Origin of the sequence: Spirillospora sp. NPDC049024 (assembly GCF_040649235.1) — a bacterium.
Taxonomy (GTDB): Bacteria; Actinomycetota; Actinomycetes; order Streptosporangiales; family Streptosporangiaceae; genus Spirillospora.
This window is the reverse complement of sequence record NZ_JBEZFD010000017.1, coordinates 36,988-53,710: the sequence shown is the minus strand read 5'-3', so window position 1 is coordinate 53,710 and position 16,723 is coordinate 36,988. Positions and strand designations below refer to the sequence as shown.

Below are 16,723 nucleotides of genomic sequence, written 5' to 3'. Positions count from 1 at the left end.
GGTCACTCAGTGACACGTATCCCTGGCGTCCGGAACCGGACTCGGCGACCGTGGCGACGGAGACACCGCGCCGGCGGGCCCGCGCCACGGGGGCCGGGGTCCGAACCGCGGTGTCACCGCCGCACCGGAGTTCCGACCGCACCGGGGGACCATCCCATGACCCAGCCCTACCGCCCGGCGGCCCACCGCCCCAACGTCCTGTTCTTACTGTCCGGCCTGATCCTGATCATCATCGGCGTCGCGGCGATGGTGCTCAGGTTCCTCTACGCGGCCCAGGCGGTGCTCGGCGCCGGTTCCGGCGACCTGCGCTCCCAACTCGGCTCCGCCGGGCTGGGCGACGCCCGCGGGGACATGGAACCCATGGTCAACGGCGTCACCGTCGCCCTCGTCGGGACCATCGTGCTGACGATCGGCCGCTACCTGTGGCGGGGCGCCCGCCGCCGCGGCGCCCGCGACCGGATCGGCCGACTCCTGATCATCGTCGGGTACCTCGTCGTCGGCGCCGCGATGGTGGTCTTCACCCGCTTCGTGCTGTCCGCGCTGGACGCCGGCGACCCCGCGGAGGGGGAGAAGATCATCTTCAGGGGGCTGTTCGTGTGCGCGGCGCTGTCCGTCCCGGGCCTCCTCCTGGGCGTGCCCGGCATGCGGATGGCGAAGGAGCGCCCGCTGATGAGCGCCGAGATCGAGGTGAACCGCCCCGGGCCCCCGCCGCCCCCGCCTCCACCGCCGCCGCCTCCTCCGCCGCGGCCCTTCATCCGCTGACCCGCGCGCCGGTCAGTGGGGCGGCGGCATCGGGTGGACGGCGTTGCCCGCTCCGCAGCCGCCCTCGCCGGCCATCCGCTGCATGCGGGGCGGCGTCCACACGCTGGTGCGGCCCGGCGCGACGCGGGCCAGGACGCAGTCGAACAGGTCCGACCCGTAGGGCTTCGCGACGAGGGCCACGCCGACCACGTCGCCCTCGGTCCGGAACTCGCGCCGGACCGCCGGGTCGAGCCGCAGCGACGCGACCGCCGCGCGGACCTTCGCCTCCTCCGCCCTGCCCCCTTCCGGGACGCGGGGCAGCGCCTTCCGCAGCTGCTCGTACGGGAGCCGCGGTGTCTTCGGCCATGGCTTGAACGTCAGCGGGCCCCCGGCCGGGCACCTCACATCGCGGGTTCCGTAGTGCTGCCATTCGGTGGTGGTGGAGAACCGCAGCTCGAAGCACCGCTGCACGGTGACCGTCGAGGTCGGGAACCAGCCGTCGTCCGGGGCCGTCCCGGACGTCCGGAGCACGAGCCGCACGCCGTCTCCAGCGGTCGAGGCGCCGGTCACCCGCATGACCTCGACGCCGTCGAGGTCCGCGGCGCGGTGCGCCATGTCCTGCGCGGGCCGGACCCGGGCGTCGTAGATCCGGTCACCGGCCCGCTCGGCGGCCTTACGCGCGTCGTCGGCGGCCACGTCCTCGGGACTGCTCCCCAGCTGCCCGCACCCGGCGGCGAGCAGGACGACCAGCGGAATCACAAAGCGGCGCATGCCCCCGATCCTCCCGACCGCCGCGCCCCGCCGGCATCCGCTCTCGTACTCATTCCTGCCGCGACGTCCGGGCCCGATGTCAGGCGTCGGCGGGCTGGACCTCGGGGGGCGCCTCGATCGGCTCGGGCTCCGGCGCGGCCGGGGCGGGACGGCGGCGGCCCCATGCCAGCGCGGCGGCGAAACACGCGAACGGCAGGGCGGGCAGCATGTAGCGGTAGTCGAAGTCGACCGTGATCGGGGGGATCGCCAGGAGGGCGACACCGGATGTCCAGAACAGCGCCGTCCGGGCGCGCGACCGCCGCCACACCATCCCCGCCGCGCCCGCGAGCAGGATCGCGCCGAGCACCGTCCCCGGCACGCTCACATGCTTCTGGTAGCCGCGCAGCACTCCGGCGTACGGCTCGACGACGTGCGTGCGGCCCGTTCCGTGGGAGTACTCGTACACGACCGAGCGCCGGTCACCGCCGCCGTAGACGGGCAGCCCCGGCTTGCGCGCCGTGGGGCGCGTGGGGAAGTGGTACCTGGCCTCGGTCCCCACGGTCGGGTACCGCGACCGGTGCCACGAGAACGTCCGGACGAAGAAGTCGTAGGAGGCGACGCGCAGGTAGTCGAGCGGCTGGTTCTTGATCGCCCACAGCGCGAACCGCTGCGCCCGCGCGTTCGTCTCCGCGTCGAACGCCTTCCCGTTGGACCAGCCGGTCGGGGAGTTGTCCTCCCAGATCTGGTGGGACGAGGCGGACCGGTCGCCCTTCGCGCCGTACGGGCACAGGCTGGCCAGATCCGGAGGCGGGGCGAACGCGTCGCAGTCGGCGAACGCGGCGGTCCGTCCCCACAGGAAGATGCCGTCCACGCCGGTCATCTGGAACCGGCCGTGCTCCCGCTGGAACCACGTCGCGTACGCCCCGACGGGCAGCGCGAACGTCACGGCGAGCGCCACGTACACCGGCCACCGCGTCCGCCTGACCAGCAGGTAGAGGAGGGCGATCAGGAACAGCGGCACCCCCACGGTCCGCGTGACGGCCGCCACGCCGAGCAGCGCGCCCACCAGCGCGGCCCGCCGCCACCCGGTCGCCCCCGGCTTCGCCAGCAGCAGCATCGCCCCGAACAACAGAACGGTGAACAGGGTGTCGGACAGCAGGAGGTGCTCAAGCGTGAGCTGGTAGGAGTCGAGCAGGACCGGCGTGACGGCCAGCGCGGCCCACGTCCGCCGCACGTCGAAGTCGCGGACGAGCATCCGGTACCCGAGCACCGCCAGCCCGAGCACCGCCGCGTGCTGCAACGCCGTCACCAGCGCCAGGCTGTGGAACGGCTTCAGCGCCCAGAGGAAGAGCCCGTACCCGGACGGCCTCAGCGGATGGGGGAACGGGTCGTCCGCGATCCGGACATAGTCGTAGCTGTCGTTGAACCACAGCACGCCCCGGAAGCCCACCATGGCGAGCACGCGCAGCACGACACCCGCGAGCAGCACCGCGCAGAACAGCCAGTTGCGGCGAACGGCCGAAGGGGAGAACGACACCGGGAACCTAACTGTGGGACCTGCGGGCGGACAGAATCCTGCGCCGATCCGGGACCGGCGGCGTCACGCCGGGGCGGGCCACCTGGCTGCGCCTCTCACAGCCACCTGGCTACGTCACTCACGACCGCCCACGCATCGGCCGAGATCCTACCAGCGCACCCGCGTCCCCCTCAGCCCACTGCGACCATCCCCCCAGCCCACGGGGGGTTTCGGGGCCTTCGACGCGGTTCATGTGGACACGGTCGCCTCCCCGTCCGCCGGCAGGTAGTGCGCCCGGCCCTCGTCGTCGAGCTCGACCGAGCCTTTCGGGATGATGCAGAACTCGAGACGACCGGCCGGTCGAGGAGTTCGCTCCAGAAGGCCGCCAACCGATCGGGGTCGGCCGAGTCGACGATCACGCAGTTGATGTCCATGGTCACCCCTCTGCCCCGGGAGAGGCGCCCGTCAACTGTGACGGCGCCGTAATTGTGCCACCGTCCACTGGCGAATTAATGTCTCGCCCGGGGCGTCCGTCAGCGGATCCTGCTAGCCCTGCCCGGGGACGACGCCTGCTGAGCCGCCCCTGCCTGCTCCGCGGGGAGTCGGATCGTGACGAGGAGACCGCCCGTGGGGCGGGGGGTGAGGGCAAAGGTCCCGTCGTGCGCCCGGACGATGCTGTGCACGATCGCCAGCCCGAGGCCGACGCCGGCGTGCTCGCCGGTGCGGGTGCGTCGGGTGCCGCGCTGGAACGGTTCGGTGAGGGTCGGTACCAGTTCCGGCGGCACCGGCCGTCCGGTGTTCTCGACCCGGAGCACGCTCGCGTCCTGCTGCGATTCGGTGTGGACCGTCACGGTGCCGCCGTCCGGGAGGTTGTGGACGATGGCGTTCTGGACGAGGTTGGTCACCAGCCGGAGGATGAGCTCCGCGGAGCCGAGGGCGTGGGCCTTCTCGCCGGTGACGTCGAGCGTGATCCCGCGCCGTTCGGCGAGGGGGAGCAGTGCTTCGGCGGCTTCCTCAGCGATGAGGGACAGGTCGACGCGCTCGCGGGTGAAGCTCCCGCGCTCGCCGCGGCTGAGCAGCAGGAGCGCCTCGGTGAGGTCGATCGCCCGCGCGTTGACGGTGTGGAGGCGTTCGAGGAGTTCGCCGTGATCCCGAGCGGGATCGTTGCGGGCGGCCTCGAGCAGGGTCTTGGAGATGGCCAGCGGCGTGCGCAGCTCGTGGGAGGCGTTCGCGGCGAACCTCTGCTGCTCGGCGACGTGGGATTCGAGTTGTTCGAGCATGGCGTCGAACACGTCGGCGAGTTCGCGGAACTCGTCCTTGCGCCCCCGCAGCCGGATCCGGTGGGACAGCGACCCGCCGGAGGCCATCCGTGCCGCGTCCGCGATCCGGGTGAGCGGCGCGAGCATCCGGCCGGCGAGGATCCATCCGCCGAGGAGGCCGAACACGAGGATGAAGCCCATCGCCGCGGCCGCGGCCGGATAGAAGCCGCGCAGGAGGTCGGAGCGGTCGGGCCCGAGCACGATCACGACGCCGAATCTCTGCTGGATGGCTGAGGGATCGACATCGCGCATCCACCGCAGCACGAACACCCAGAACACGGCCAGCAGGAGACCGCCCCCCAGCAGGAGGAATCCGGCATAGCTGAGGGTGAGCTTCAACCGGGCGCTGAGCCCCGGGCGCCTGCCCACGACGGCGGTGTTCGTCTCGACGATCGACACGCGCATGCCCGCGATGCTACGAGCCGCTCCATATCGTCGGCGTATCGAAAACCCCGTACAAGCCGGCGACACCGCGCCGCCTTGACCGGCGGGGTGACTCCGACTCCATCATCACGAGCCGGCGATCGCCCCGGCCCTCGGCCGCGACACAGTCGTCCGTTCGGACGGGCGGGCTTCACCTCCGTCCGGGCGTCCGCGCGTTCCGCCAGGCACGGTCGAAGAGGTCGGGGACGGGGCCGGACGGGACGGCGGCCATGTTCGCCAAGGAGCGGTGCTCGTCCGCCAGCGGCAGCAGCCGGACCTTCGGCCCCTCGACGGGGAGGCGCGGCGCCTTGTGCTCCCGCCATGCGCCGTCCACGAACAGCGAGCGTCCCGCACGCGCCCGGGTGGCGGTCAGCACGAGCCCCGAACCACCGAGTTCGGCCACCGCCGCCTTGAACCGGGCGGGCTTCCAGCCGGTCCACTCCTTCACGTTGCGGTCGGACGGGTCGGGCAGGGCGAGCAGCATCAGGTAGAGGGCCGCCGCGTCCTTGCCCAGCCGGTGGGTCTCCGCGCACTCCTCCACCAGGTGCGGCACCGAGCGTGCCGGGTGCTGCTCCCAGCCCGGCGCCAGGTTCGGGTCGGTGGCCAGGTGCGCGCCGAGCGCGGCGAAGTCGTCGCTGAGCAGCAGGCGCAGGTCCGCCAGCGTGGGGAGCCCGGAGCCGCCGGGCACCACCTGGGACGGCAGGGTCGCGTCGTAGTAGTCGTCGAGGACGTCGAGCAGCGGGTCGTCCGGCCCCTTCACCGCCGCCGGATCGACCCGCACGTGAGTGAGGCGGAAGACGTCGTCCTCGACGAGCGTCACCGCCGGATGGGCGGCGAGCGCGCCGGTGGGCGGCGGGGAGCCCATCAGGTGGTTGCTCTGCAGCGAGAACAGGGTGCAGGGGCCGGTCGCCCCGCGCAGCCGGGAGATCGCGGCGCCGATCGAGGGGCGCAGCGGATCACCGGCCGGGGTCCGGTAGGCGAGCCAGGCGGCGACGCGCGGCAGCGCCAGTGGGTCCGGTTCGCCGGAGAAGATCGAGGCGTCCGCGAGGCAGGCCGCGCCGGCGGCGACGCGGCCGAGCAGCACCCGATGCCGCAGCGGCGGACGGCCGCTCCGCCACGGCCACGGGGCCTTGAGACCCGCGCGTGGCAGCGGAGTCTCGCCCTTGGGCCGGGTGATCTCCTTCAGCGCGCGGGGCAGGAACCCGGCGGGCACGGGGAACGGGGCCCCCGACTGCTCCGAGCACCACGCGGCCGCGCGGTCGACCGCGGGGCCCGACGTCCACAGATCCTCCGGGTCGTCCGGCAGGAGCCGTTCGTAGAGCTTGGTGTAGAACTCGGGCGGGCGCAGCGCCCTGAGGCTCTCCTTGGCCTGGTCCGCCTCCGTGTTCCGCCGCGTCCAGTTGGACGCCCCGCGACCGAAGTGGACCAGCCGGACGGGGTCGTCCTCGCCCAGCTGGTACGGCGCGGACGAGACCGCCCCCTGGAGCACGACGGCCGCCTCGGTCTCCGACAGGCCCGTCTTCTCCGCGAACGCGGCCGCCAGTTCAGGGCTGATCTGGGGGCGGTCCCGTTCGCGCCAGAGCTCGCTGAAACGCGCGAACCAGTCGCGGGAGCGCACCGGCTCCAGCACGCAGGCGTCGAGCAGGCGCGCACCGGCCGCCGCCAGCGGGCCCTCCTCGGCGAACCTCCCCTCGGGTGCGTACTCCAGCAGCACTCGCTCGGGAGGGGCCCCATGCTGGGCGCTCACCACCAGGGCGACGGACGTGGCCGTGCGGAACGCCATCCCAGGGGTGGCCTTGCCGCCCTTCGTGTCCTCGGGGAGTTCGCAGCGCACCACCCGCCAGCGGCCCGGCTCTCCCGACACGAAGGGGTAGGACGCGTAGGCGGCCGGCTTCTGGTACGCACGCGCCCTCGACCTTGAGGGGACGCCGGTGTACTCGGCGGTGTTGACGTGGTCCGGCCGCAGCTCCAGGCCGATCAGGTTGCCGTCGAACTTGCCGCTCGGCGTGCCCATGTCGCCGTCCCAGACGGGTGTGCCGGAGCCCGCCAGGTCCATGAGCCGGCCGCACTGCCGCACGACCGGGTCGACGGTCCGCGCCGGGGCCGCCTCCTTCGCCTCCTCTCCGGGAGTGAGGCGGCGGACGAGGCGTTCCAGCCCGACCCGGCAGTTGACCGCTGTGACCAGCGAGAACGCGACCCCGTCGAAGGTTTCCCGGTCCCGTTCCCTCAGCTCCGGCAGTGCCTTGGAGAGGGCGACGAAGTTCGGTCCCGACACCGAGCGGTTGATGTAATGGGGTTCCAGGAGCTTCAGCAGCTCCTCGACCCGCTCGCGGGTGAACTCCTCCGGCAGGTCGGCCATGAGCAGCGCCATGACGTCCACCGCCGCGAACTCCCGCGCCGCCTCGGCGTCCTTGAGCAGCAGGTCCACCGCCGCGCCCACGTGCACGAACCTGGCGAGCAGCATCCGCAGCCCGTACAGGTCGACGCCCTCGCGCAGCAGGGCGCGCTCGCGGGCGCACCACGCGCGCACCTCCTCGTGCCCGACCGGGTTGTCGAACAGCACCGGGAGAGCGCCCCAGCCCTTGGTCTCGTGCGGCTCGTACCAGGTGTTGGACGCGCTGTCCCCGACGGTCATGTCGAGGTCGCCCCGCACCCGGGCGCGCAGCTCCCGCGCGAACCGCTCGTCGGCCAGGACATGTCGCAGCTCGGGACGGCGCGTGATCACCAGGTCGGACAGGGACGCGGGGCCGAGCCGCTCGGGCGGGTCGGCGACGGGGACGCCGTGCTCCAGCAGAATGTCGATCATGTCCAGGGGCGTCCGCCTGCGGCCGGTCTCGTCGAGCCGCCAGAAGCGGAACGCCACCGGCACCCCGTCGGCCGCGAGCCGCGGCGCGATCCGCTCGGCCACCTCGTAGAGCTTGCCGAACGGGTCCGTCCACTGACGTGCCTGCGCGCAGGCGACCAGCCAGGCGGCGGCCTCCCCGCGCTGGAGGCCGGGGACGTCCCCGGCCAGCATCGCCAGGGCGCCGCTGCGGTCGAGCAGCCTCAGCCACAAAGGTCCGTAGGACGGCCAGCTCGGGCGCAGCTTCAGAACCTGCCGCGCCGCCTCCGGCCCGGACACCAGGTCCATGGCACGGCCCTTCAACGCGTCGTCCCAGAACGCCTCGTCGGTCAGCGATACCTCGCCCGCCGTGAAGAGCGACCGCACGAACTCCGCGAGCTCCTCCTCGGGATCCAGCCCGGCGGCCTTGGCGATCTTCCGGAGGTCGGTGGCGAGCTGCGGATAGACGTCACCGCAGCCCTCGACCCGCAGCTCCATCACCTCGCGGAAGCGGGCGAGGCCCTCCGGCGTGGCCGCGCCCCTGGCGCTCAGATCGCGCACCCACGCCCGCAGGACCGTCGCGGACACCACACGCGCGTGCTCTTCGTAGCGGTCGGCCAGCCACTCCGGGTCGGGACGGTGCGCCAGCGTCCGCTCCAGCTTGCGTGCGCGGCCGAACCAGACGGAGGCCAGTTCGGGCTCATCGCAGGTGAGGGCGGTGTCGGCCACCGCGTCCAGAAGCGAGATCAGGAGGTCGGGCGCGGTCTCCTCCAGGCCCGCCAGGATCTCCTCGACGGCCGGCTTGTAGAAGTAGTGCCAGCGACCGGTGCAGACCTCCAGGGTGTGGACTTTCTCCACCGCGAGCCGCTCCGCGTCGGGGTGCGCAGCGATGATGCGCTCGGGGAAGGGGATCACGTCGCCGTGGGGGTCGTGCAGGCCGGTCTCGAACAGGCCTTCCGGCTCCCACCCGTCCACCGCCATCAGCATGTCGCGGTAGCGGACGGCCGACTCGCGGAGCACCTGGGTGAGCCTGCGGTCGTCAGGGCCGACATAGGTCCGAGCGCACAGCCCGCCTTGGACCGGCCCGCCGGTCAGGGTGACGCCCGCCTCGTCGAGCGCCTCCGCCCAGAAGGGGTCGGCGTCCGCGAGCGCGTGTGGAACGCTCACCCCCCGAGCCGCCCACGAGCGCGCCGTCTCGCCGCACTCCTCCTCGTGGCGCTTCAGGTACCGGCGCACCGCGAACATCGCGGACAGACCGGGCGCGCCCGCCATCTGCCCGGGAAGTTGCTTGAGCTTGCGCCCACGGGGATTGCGGAAGACGACCTCCAGATCGTCCGTGAACTCCGCCGTGTACCCGCCGGCCTCGATCCGCCACCCCATACGCGCCGCAGCCCCCATCTCGATCTTGACGCGCCAGCGTACGCACGACGACCGACATCGGCCACCGAAGCATCCTCACCGCCGTCGACGGCGGGTCAGCGGCCGTCAGCCCGGGCCGGGGGTCTCGCGGCGGAGGCGGCTGCGACGGCCGTGGCCAGCGGGTCTCGGATGGGGCGGCCGAGGATGTCGGCGAGGTCGGGGCCGCTGCCGTCGAGGAAGCCGTGCCGGACGCTCGTCGCGATCGAGATGAGCATGGGCGGCTGGAACGGCAGAAGTTCCGGCACGCTCAGGAGCCTGCGGCGGTACTCGCCCAGGTCGATCGTGCGGCAGGGGACTTCGAGTCGTTCGGCCACCTGCGCCGCCGTGATCGGCGTGCCGGTCAGCTCGTAGACCCGCCCGCCGTGCCGTGCCGGATCCGCCGCGACGGCCGCCGCGGCCTCGGCGAGGTCCGCACGGGCGACCGCGGCCAGGGCGCCGTCGCCGAACGCGGACTCCACGCCGTCGCCGGTCCACATCAGCAGACCTCCGAACAGCTCGGCGTACAGGCCGTTGCGCAGGATCGTCCACTGCATGCCGCAGGCGCGCACGAGCCGTTCGGTCGCGCGGTGGGCCAGTGCGAAGCCGAGGTGGTCGCCCGCGCCGGTCAGGCTCGTGTAGATGACATGGCGGACGCCGTCACGGACCGCGGCGTCCAGGACGGCCCCGTGCCGCCGGACGACCTGGTCGTCCTCGGCGTAACCGGCGGAGACCAGCACCAGGGTCGACACCCCGGCGAGGTCGATGCCGGCGGGATCGTCGAAATCGAGGCGCCGCATCCCGTCTTTCGGTGTGCGGCTGCCGCCTGTCGCGCTCGCGCCGCGGGCGTGCAGCGCCGCGAGGGTCGCCGAGCCGAGGCTTCCGTTCGCTCCGGTCACCAAGATCATGTGCGTCACAGACTTCCGTAGTGGTTCTCTTCGGTAACTACGCTTGATCCTGATTCGCCCGCGCAGCCGGCCACAAGGAGGCAGTTTCATGTCACCCACGCACACCGGGGTAACCGCCGAGCCCGCGGCGCTCGATCCCTGCGGACGCGCGGACCACCCGGACTGCGGGATCCGCGACGTCCTGGACCGCATCGGGGACAAGTGGTCGGTACTCGTGATCGTCGAACTCGCCGGCGGGCCGCGGCGCTTCCGGGAACTGCAACGCGCGATCGACGGCATCTCCCAGCGCATGCTCACCCTCACGGTGCGCAGGCTGGAGCGCGACGGACTCGTCCTCCGCACCGTGTATCCGACCGTCCCGGCCCAGGTCGACTACCGCCTGACCGAGACCGGCGACAGCCTCACCCACCTGGTGAAAGCACTGGCCGACTGGTCTCTCACTCATCGCGACGTCATCGCCGAGGCCCGGCACCGATACGACCAGACCAACCCCGACCACGACATCCGGTGACCTGCGGCATGGTTTCATCGTGACGGTTCCCCGCGGTGCCGCCCGGCGGCCACCGTTCGGGCTCGCTGTGACGCAATTGGAGGACTCTGTGAACCGCAGCTCGACGCCGGCCGCTCGAACTCAGAACTTGCGCGTGCTGGAGGGCCGCTTTGTCCTCGAGCGGGTGTCCGACGTCCGCACGGTCGCCCTCGGATCCGACCTGCTCGCGCTCGTGCTCGGTCCGGACGGAGGCGCGGCGATGCGGCGCGACGACACGGCCGAGGACGGATGGGCGGCGCTGTGGAACGGCGATGACGCGCACGACCCGGAGGCGACGGGAATGCTCAGCGCCATCGTCGCGCCGCTCGCCGCCGACGAGCTCCCCGTCTGGACCGCGGCGAGCTACGACGGCGACCTGGTGCTCGTCCCGGCCGACCGGCTTGAGGAAGCCGTCGGCATACTTCGCCGAGCCGGCCACCAGGTGGCCGCATGACTGAACACGCCGAAGTTCCAGGAGAGCGGCCGGAGCCCCAGAGATTCCGCCTGCCTGCCGTTACCGCTGCTTGAGATCCGTGAGCAGCGCCCGGAACGCAGCGGGGGCGAGCAGAAGCTTCGGCCCATCCGGGTCCCGGGAGTCCCGCACGCCCACACTCTTCGGCAGGGCGGCAAGTTCGACGCAGGCCCCGCCGTGGTCGTTGCTTCGCCGCGCCTTGCGCCAAGTCACATCGTCCACCGGTCTATCGCCTTTCGTATGAAGTCACGGGAGTCAGTGACGCTCAGTGCGCGAGCCTGCAACTCCGCAAATTCACCGACAACGGTCAAGATATCCCTTGAGTCGTCAGAGGTGACTCCTCCGGTGGAGGTCTCCAGAGAGACCAGTTCCTCCCCTGTCGGTTGCGTGGCGATGTTGAATGATCCGGAGACACCACGGTAGTAAGCGATCGGAGCGATCTGAACGAGGATGTTCTCCCGCTCCGTCGACTTCAGCAAGTGTTCGCACTGGTCCCGCATCACGCCTGGGCCACCCACCTCCCGCATGAGGACGCTCTCGTCCATGACGACGATGAGCCGGGGCGGTGTTTCGCGGAACAGGATCTGCTGGCGACTGAGACGCGCATCGAGAGCGGCCTCTGAGAGAAGAAGCACGTGGGCGTACTCCTTCGTCTGGAGCAGGCCGGGCACGAACGTCGCTTCGTAGGCGCGGAGTAGGTCGGCTGATGACTCGGCCTCGGAGTAGTCGGCGAAGAACTTCGGGTAGTTCGCGGCGCGAAGGTGCCTGGCCCAGGACGCCGTGAGTTGGTCGCCCGTTTCCAGCGCATGGTCCAGTCGCTGGGCGAAGTCCTTGCGGCACCGGGTATTGCCGCTCTCGACCTGGGAGATATAGGAGGGCGTCACCGCTACACGGTGGGCCAGCTCTGTTCGGGTGATGCCGGCGTCTTCGCGCAGGCGTCTGACCTCTGCGCCGAAGGCCTTCAGGGCCGGGGACGGCTTGCGTTTGGCCATGGCAGTGATCTCCAGTGGCTCTGAAGTGGAATTAAGTGATTTTGAGTCCTCGATGTGCGTCTCGGGGCTTGCATGCTCACGTTACTTCCTGGAGTGGATTCTGTGCGGGGAGTTACCGGAAGTCGGAGGTGATCGTTCATGGAGTGCCCCGCGGAGATCGTGGTGCTGGTTCGGGCCGAGTCGGTCAAGGAAGCTCGGGACTGGGTCGAGGCCGTTCTGGGGAGGTGGGGCCAGGACGCCTATGTGGCGAAGGTCGTGGTGTCGGAACTGGTGACGAACGTTTTGCGGCACACGAAAAGCGCGACGGCGACCGTGCGGGTCGTCCAAGCGGACAAGGGGACGGTCGTGGAGGTCTTCGATTCCTCCGACGTCCTGCCGGTGCCGGGATCGGCGGACCTGCTGAGCGAGGACGGGCGCGGGCTGGCGATGCTGGGCGCCCTCGTCAAGGAATGGGGCACGCAGCCTCTCGGAGGCGGCGGGAAGGCGGTCTGGGCGCTGCTGCCGGAGAGCACGTCGTGAAGGAAGCCGAAGTGCTGCTTTCCTTGCGCGAGCGCTACCCGTCCTGGGAAATCGCGCTGGACCGGGGCATGTGGCAGGCCGAAGGGCGCCTCTTCATCCGCTCCTCGTCACCGCGCCTGCTGGAGGCGGCGATGAACGGCGAACCCCCATTCCCGTCCCGCCTGGCCAAGGCACGAGTCGCTGTGCGGGCGAACGGAGCGTCAACCGTCCACAAGTCGCGACCGGAGGTGCCGTGCGGATCCCTCGGGCCAGGTCGCAACCGCCGGTGGCGCGGCGCTCTGCGAGTGGTCCGGTCAGTCCTTCGGGAGCGGCAGGGACGGGCGTGCTTGTGCCGCCTGAAGCGGTGACCCTGGGTGCTCGGCGGGCGCGGCGGTTCACTGCCGGAGTGGGGAGCGGCGTCCTGATCGGGGCGGGGTGGCTCAGCTGTCAGGATGGACGTTATTGATCACTATGGTCTCGTCCATGACCAGGTAGTACACCGTGATGTCGTCTCGAGTGACCACGTAGTGCGCGAACTCCAGGTCCTCGATGCCGAGCGGCTTGGCGTCCGGGGGCACCGGGTCGGTGAGCAAGGACATGATCACCAGTTGGATCGCGGTGCGATAGTGCGGTGCCATCGCGGCGATCTGCAGCCGGATGGACCTGGAGATGGTGAGATGGTCAGGCAAGCCAGTCCCCTGAGGCGATCTGCTCACGGGTGTAGACCTCGTATCCCGGCGGGGTCTTACCGGCTTCCAGATGGGCTCGGATGCGCCTGGCCTCGCGGTCCGCTTCTCGGGCCGCGCGCTCAAGGCGGAGTTCCTGGAGTTCCCGCCACTCCTGCTCGGTGACCAGTACGACCGGATCCTTGCCGTTCTTGGTGATACGGGGATGTGCGGCCCTGTGGACGACGGCTGCGTGGAGATCGCCGAGCCGCACGCGGGCTTCTTTGATCGGATAGGACTCCATGGTTCGACCATAGTGCACACAGTGATCCGAGTGCACACTTTGTACATCGCAGGTGGTGCGAGTCGGTTTTCGGCTGCGCGCTGACAGCTCGCCGGGTGGCCGGCAGGCGGGGTCGGTTGCCGGTGTCGGTCTGGATCACGCTGACGCTCAGGGGGAGGCTGGGAGGTCATGCCGTCCGGTCTGCGGCACGCCGAGAGCACGCCCGCGCCTTCAGTCGCGTGTCAGTCGTCCAGTACCTCGATCACGGGCAGTGTTCCGTCGATTCTGGCTCCTGCCGACTCCGGAGTGATCGCCTCGTTGTCTCGCAGCGTTTTGGTCACCTTCATCGGTACACGCGGTGTCACCAGGTATTTGCCCGGTGGTAGTAGCTCGCGGTCCGGAAGGACGATTTTGAACGTGGTCGTCCACCGGCTCATGATGGCGCATTCCGCCTGGATGAAAGGCTGCTGTTCACCGACCGTGTCGCTGCGAACGGGGAGGACTATGGCGCCCGTCGTCTTCTGGGGGATGTCGCTCCGCCTGGCCTGTGGGAGACGGTAAAAAGCCATGGACTCCGAGCCCTGGGTATCAAGCTGATCGGTACCGAGTCCGATCGCCCATTCATACCCATGGGTCTTCGGCGGGTGCGCCTTGGTTCCGAAGCATTGACGCTCACCGCTCGCGGTGTAGTAGACGGCTCCGGTAGTGCGTGCCCGAAACTCCTCCACGAGGCGCACTTCCGTGCCGGTCTTGGCTCTGGCCGGGGTGAGCGAGTACTTGAGGTCGATGTACGGGGTCTCGGCGGCGGGCAGGTGGGCCTGCCCGAGGAGCACGCCCGGCCTGGTGAAATATGCGTGGACTCCGGCGTGGCTGGTGCCGCCCACGCTCGGGCCGGGCCAGAGAAGCCATGCCGCGATCACGCCGCCCACGCCCGCAATCCCGATTCCGGCGGCGCCCTTCGCCCCGCCGATCTTGCTCAGGAAGCCTTTGGACGCGGACGCGCCGGTTCTCGCCATCACGTCCACCGAGGCGGCGTGCTGTGCGAGGCCGACAGAAACGTGGCCCGCCGCCGTGGACGCTGCGGCGCCGGTCGCGGATGCGCCGGGGGGCAGGAGGGCGCCGCCGAGCATTGCCAGTGGGGCGGCCGTTACGACGGTGGCGGCCACCGCGCCGAGTGCGAGGAGGCCCCGCCGTTCCCAGTCGGGCCCGTAAGCCCGTGCGGCGACCGATTCCAGCTCGCTGACGAACTCGTACGCGTTCCAGATCCGATCACTTGGTCTTTTCGCCAAGCCTCGTCGAACGAGGGGCCGCAGCGGCTCAGGGACGCTCTCGTATGACGAGAAGCCTTGGTCATGCGCGGTTTTCAACTCGGCGAGAGTCGTGCCGCTGAAGGGCTTGTTCCCCGTGGTGCACTCTACGAAGACGCATGTCGCCGCGTAGAGGTCGGTCGCTGGAGTGGCGGGCCCTCCCGCCCACTGCTCCGGGGCCATGTAGGCGGGTGTCCCGGCCTGGCCGCCCTGCCCGGTGAGAACGGCGATCCCGAAGTCGATGAGTTTGCTCTGCCCGTCGTCCTGGACGAGCACGTTCCCGGGCTTGTAGTCGCGGTGGACGACTCCGACCGCGTGTGCCGCCGCCAGGCCGAGCAGGGAGCCTTTCAGTATTGCCAAGGCGGCCTCGGATGCCAGCGCCCCCTCGTGTTCGTCCAGCACCTTGCGCAGCGGGCGTCCCGGCACCGCCTCCAGGATGATCGCCGCGCCCCAGGGCGACTCCAGATAATCGAGTATTCGCGCCACATGCGGGTTGTTCACCCGCTTGAGCATCTGAGCCTCTTCGCGGAAGACGTTCCTCGCGGCCGCATCACCGAGAAGGTCGGTGGCCAGGTACTTGATGGCGACTGGACCGCCGCCCGACTCGTGCCGGGCGAGCACGACCTCGCCTTGGGCTCCCGTTCCCAGCTCCGAGAGCTCGACGAACCCGGGCAGCCGATGTTCGCGATATGTCACCGGCCCGTGTTGGTCTGGATCTCGCTGACGACCAGCGGTGCGGGCTCAGAGGAGACGGAGCGCTCCCCCAGATCGCCCCCAGGGCTGTCACAGTCGTTACCCTCACACGTCCAGGTGACGTTCCAGGTGATGGTCGCAGTGATCAGGTATTTCCCACGCGGTTGGCCGGCGGAGGACCGCTTGTAGGTGTAATGGCAGGACTTGCCGTCCTTGCTGCCGGCGCTCTTGCAGGTGAACTCGTCTTCGCCCATGTTCCATCTGACCGACACTGGCTGCGCCGTCGCCTGGACCGTCTGGTCGCCCGCGCTCACCGGTTGTGTTTTCACGACCTCGAAATTGTCCACCCAGAGGGCTGTCCGAACACGCACGTATGTCTTCCCGTTCGGTGCTGTGTGCACTACGGGAACGGGGAAGCCCTTGGTGGTCAGGGCCTCGTCGACGAGTTGCAACGTGTTCGGCGGGGCCGGAGCCGGTGGTGCGTTACCGCCCGGGCCGTTGACGGCGTCCACCGCCTGGTTGTCCGTCAACCCCATGGGGTCGGGTGGATCGATCGGTCCCGAAACGCCGCCTGCTCCTCCGCCCGTCCCGCCGCCTCCGCCAGAGGGGACGGTCTTGCTCGTCTTCGGGTTGCAGTACATCTTCTTCGAAGCTCCACAACCATCGGCTCGGGCTGGCACGGCGGCCAGGAAGGGCGCCGTGAGAGCCGCAGCGATCACCATGCAGGAGGCCGTACGGCGTCGAGTGGGTGGGTTCTTCAGCATTGTTTGTCCTGGGCAGTCGCCGCGGCCTTCCATACGCCGGATTCGTACTGGAGGGTCGTCCGCTGGATGTGGGCTACGCCCGGTCCACCGTTGAGTCGCTCCCCCGTCTTCGCGGAGAAGCGGTAGGCGGCGAGGGTGCGGACGCAGTCGATGACGTAGACCTTCGTGCCGTCCTTGGAGCGGGCGTAGACGCGAGGGTTGAACGTGTTCGTGAAGCGCCAGATGACGCCTTTGGCCTTGACGGCCTCTACGTCGTTGGTCACCTCGGTGAGGAGGGGGTCCGTGGCGACGTCGGCCAGGCCGGACGGGTCGTTGGTCTCGTAGGCCTTCTTGTAGGCGGCCTGGTAGGCGCGGTAGCGGTCGAGCACCGTCTTGAAGAGCTGCTCGGTCGGGACCGCGGTGGGCGTTTGGGCGGCGGGGGTGGCGCCGCCGGTGTCGAGCCGGCCGTTGGGGGATAGTTCGCCGTTGGAGGACGAGCCGGACGAGCCGCATCCGGTGGCCGTGCACACGGCGAGGACGGCCGACAGGCAGGCGGCGCGGCGAGACCCCAGCGGGGAGGAACGTACCAACCGGGTGCGCATCGCCATCCCTGAGCGGCAGCAAACGACGGGCCGAATACGCGCGAAAGCTTACAGAGGTGTGTGTGG

General features: G+C 70.4%; 17 protein-coding genes. 4 read left to right on the top strand and 13 right to left on the bottom strand.

Annotated elements, in window-relative coordinates:
• Nucleotides 1–156 precede the first annotated feature (156 nt).
• The gene (locus tag AB0C21_RS28620) at nucleotides 157–762 is read left to right on the top strand and encodes a hypothetical protein (protein ID WP_500208355.1); all 606 of its coding nucleotides are present in this window, start codon (nucleotides 157–159) and stop codon (nucleotides 760–762) included.
• A 12-nt stretch (nucleotides 763–774) separates the two neighbouring features.
• Here AB0C21_RS28620 and AB0C21_RS28615 read toward each other — a convergent pair whose 3' ends face one another.
• The 6 genes from AB0C21_RS28615 to AB0C21_RS28590 form a co-directional block, all read right to left on the bottom strand.
• Entirely contained in the window at nucleotides 775–1,512 is a 738-nt protein-coding gene (locus AB0C21_RS28615; protein ID WP_500208353.1) for a hypothetical protein, read from the bottom strand.
• Between the two features lie 79 nt (nucleotides 1,513–1,591).
• Entirely contained in the window at nucleotides 1,592–3,028 is a 1,437-nt protein-coding gene (locus AB0C21_RS28610; protein ID WP_500208351.1) for a hypothetical protein, read from the bottom strand.
• A 170-nt stretch (nucleotides 3,029–3,198) separates the two neighbouring features.
• Nucleotides 3,199–3,441, bottom strand: a complete 243-nt coding sequence (locus AB0C21_RS28605) for a VOC family protein (RefSeq protein ID WP_500208350.1) — start codon at nucleotides 3,439–3,441, stop codon at nucleotides 3,199–3,201.
• Nucleotides 3,442–3,540: 99 nt separating this feature from the next.
• Nucleotides 3,541–4,731, bottom strand: a complete 1,191-nt coding sequence (locus AB0C21_RS28600; protein WP_500208349.1) for a sensor histidine kinase — start codon at nucleotides 4,729–4,731, stop codon at nucleotides 3,541–3,543.
• Between the two features lie 169 nt (nucleotides 4,732–4,900).
• Entirely contained in the window at nucleotides 4,901–8,950 is a 4,050-nt protein-coding gene (locus tag AB0C21_RS28595; RefSeq protein WP_500208347.1) for an HU family DNA-binding protein, read from the bottom strand.
• A 95-nt stretch (nucleotides 8,951–9,045) separates the two neighbouring features.
• Nucleotides 9,046–9,873, bottom strand: a complete 828-nt coding sequence (locus AB0C21_RS28590) for an NAD(P)H-binding protein (RefSeq protein WP_500208346.1) — start codon at nucleotides 9,871–9,873, stop codon at nucleotides 9,046–9,048.
• Nucleotides 9,874–9,961: 88 nt separating this feature from the next.
• Here AB0C21_RS28590 and AB0C21_RS28585 point away from each other — a divergent pair, with 88 nt between their 5' ends.
• Together AB0C21_RS28585 and AB0C21_RS28580 are read left to right on the top strand one after the other, a co-directional pair.
• The gene (locus AB0C21_RS28585; RefSeq protein WP_500208345.1) at nucleotides 9,962–10,384 is read left to right on the top strand and encodes a winged helix-turn-helix transcriptional regulator; all 423 of its coding nucleotides are present in this window, start codon (nucleotides 9,962–9,964) and stop codon (nucleotides 10,382–10,384) included.
• A 163-nt stretch (nucleotides 10,385–10,547) separates the two neighbouring features.
• Entirely contained in the window at nucleotides 10,548–10,856 is a 309-nt protein-coding gene (locus tag AB0C21_RS28580) for an ACT domain-containing protein (protein ID WP_500208344.1), read from the top strand.
• Nucleotides 10,857–10,916: 60 nt separating this feature from the next.
• Here the strand turns inward: AB0C21_RS28580 and AB0C21_RS28575 are convergent, their stop codons facing one another.
• Both AB0C21_RS28575 and AB0C21_RS28570 read right to left on the bottom strand, forming a co-directional pair.
• Nucleotides 10,917–11,087 carry a DUF397 domain-containing protein gene (locus AB0C21_RS28575; RefSeq protein WP_500208530.1) on the bottom strand — a complete coding sequence of 57 codons (171 nt, stop codon included), beginning with the start codon at nucleotides 11,085–11,087 and terminating at the stop codon, nucleotides 10,917–10,919.
• The gene (locus AB0C21_RS28570) at nucleotides 11,084–11,866 is read right to left on the bottom strand and encodes a helix-turn-helix domain-containing protein (protein WP_500208342.1); all 783 of its coding nucleotides are present in this window, start codon (nucleotides 11,864–11,866) and stop codon (nucleotides 11,084–11,086) included. Before AB0C21_RS28570 ends, AB0C21_RS28575 begins: the two co-directional genes overlap by 4 nt.
• Before the next feature lie 138 nt (nucleotides 11,867–12,004).
• Here AB0C21_RS28570 and AB0C21_RS28565 point away from each other — a divergent pair, with 138 nt between their 5' ends.
• On the top strand, nucleotides 12,005–12,385 hold the full coding sequence (locus tag AB0C21_RS28565) for an ATP-binding protein (protein WP_500208341.1): 381 nt from the start codon (nucleotides 12,005–12,007) through the stop codon (nucleotides 12,383–12,385).
• 419 nt (nucleotides 12,386–12,804) lie between these two features.
• Here AB0C21_RS28565 and AB0C21_RS28560 read toward each other — a convergent pair whose 3' ends face one another.
• The 5 genes from AB0C21_RS28560 to AB0C21_RS28540 form a co-directional block, all read right to left on the bottom strand.
• The gene (locus AB0C21_RS28560) at nucleotides 12,805–13,053 is read right to left on the bottom strand and encodes a hypothetical protein (RefSeq protein ID WP_500208340.1); all 249 of its coding nucleotides are present in this window, start codon (nucleotides 13,051–13,053) and stop codon (nucleotides 12,805–12,807) included.
• On the bottom strand, nucleotides 13,046–13,333 hold the full coding sequence (locus AB0C21_RS28555) for a type II toxin-antitoxin system Phd/YefM family antitoxin (protein ID WP_500208338.1): 288 nt from the start codon (nucleotides 13,331–13,333) through the stop codon (nucleotides 13,046–13,048). The genes AB0C21_RS28560 and AB0C21_RS28555 overlap by 8 nt, the downstream gene beginning before the upstream one ends.
• 221 nt (nucleotides 13,334–13,554) lie before the next feature.
• Nucleotides 13,555–15,315, bottom strand: coding sequence for a serine/threonine-protein kinase (locus AB0C21_RS28550; RefSeq protein WP_500208337.1), 1,761 nt, complete (start codon nucleotides 15,313–15,315; stop codon nucleotides 13,555–13,557).
• Nucleotides 15,312–16,034: a hypothetical protein gene (locus AB0C21_RS28545; protein ID WP_500208336.1), complete on the bottom strand. Its 723-nt coding sequence runs from the start codon at nucleotides 16,032–16,034 to the stop codon at nucleotides 15,312–15,314. The genes AB0C21_RS28550 and AB0C21_RS28545 overlap by 4 nt, the downstream gene beginning before the upstream one ends.
• A gap of 35 nt (nucleotides 16,035–16,069) precedes the next feature.
• Nucleotides 16,070–16,657, bottom strand: a complete 588-nt coding sequence (locus AB0C21_RS28540) for a hypothetical protein (RefSeq protein WP_500208335.1) — start codon at nucleotides 16,655–16,657, stop codon at nucleotides 16,070–16,072.
• Nucleotides 16,658–16,723: the final 66 nt, after the last annotated feature.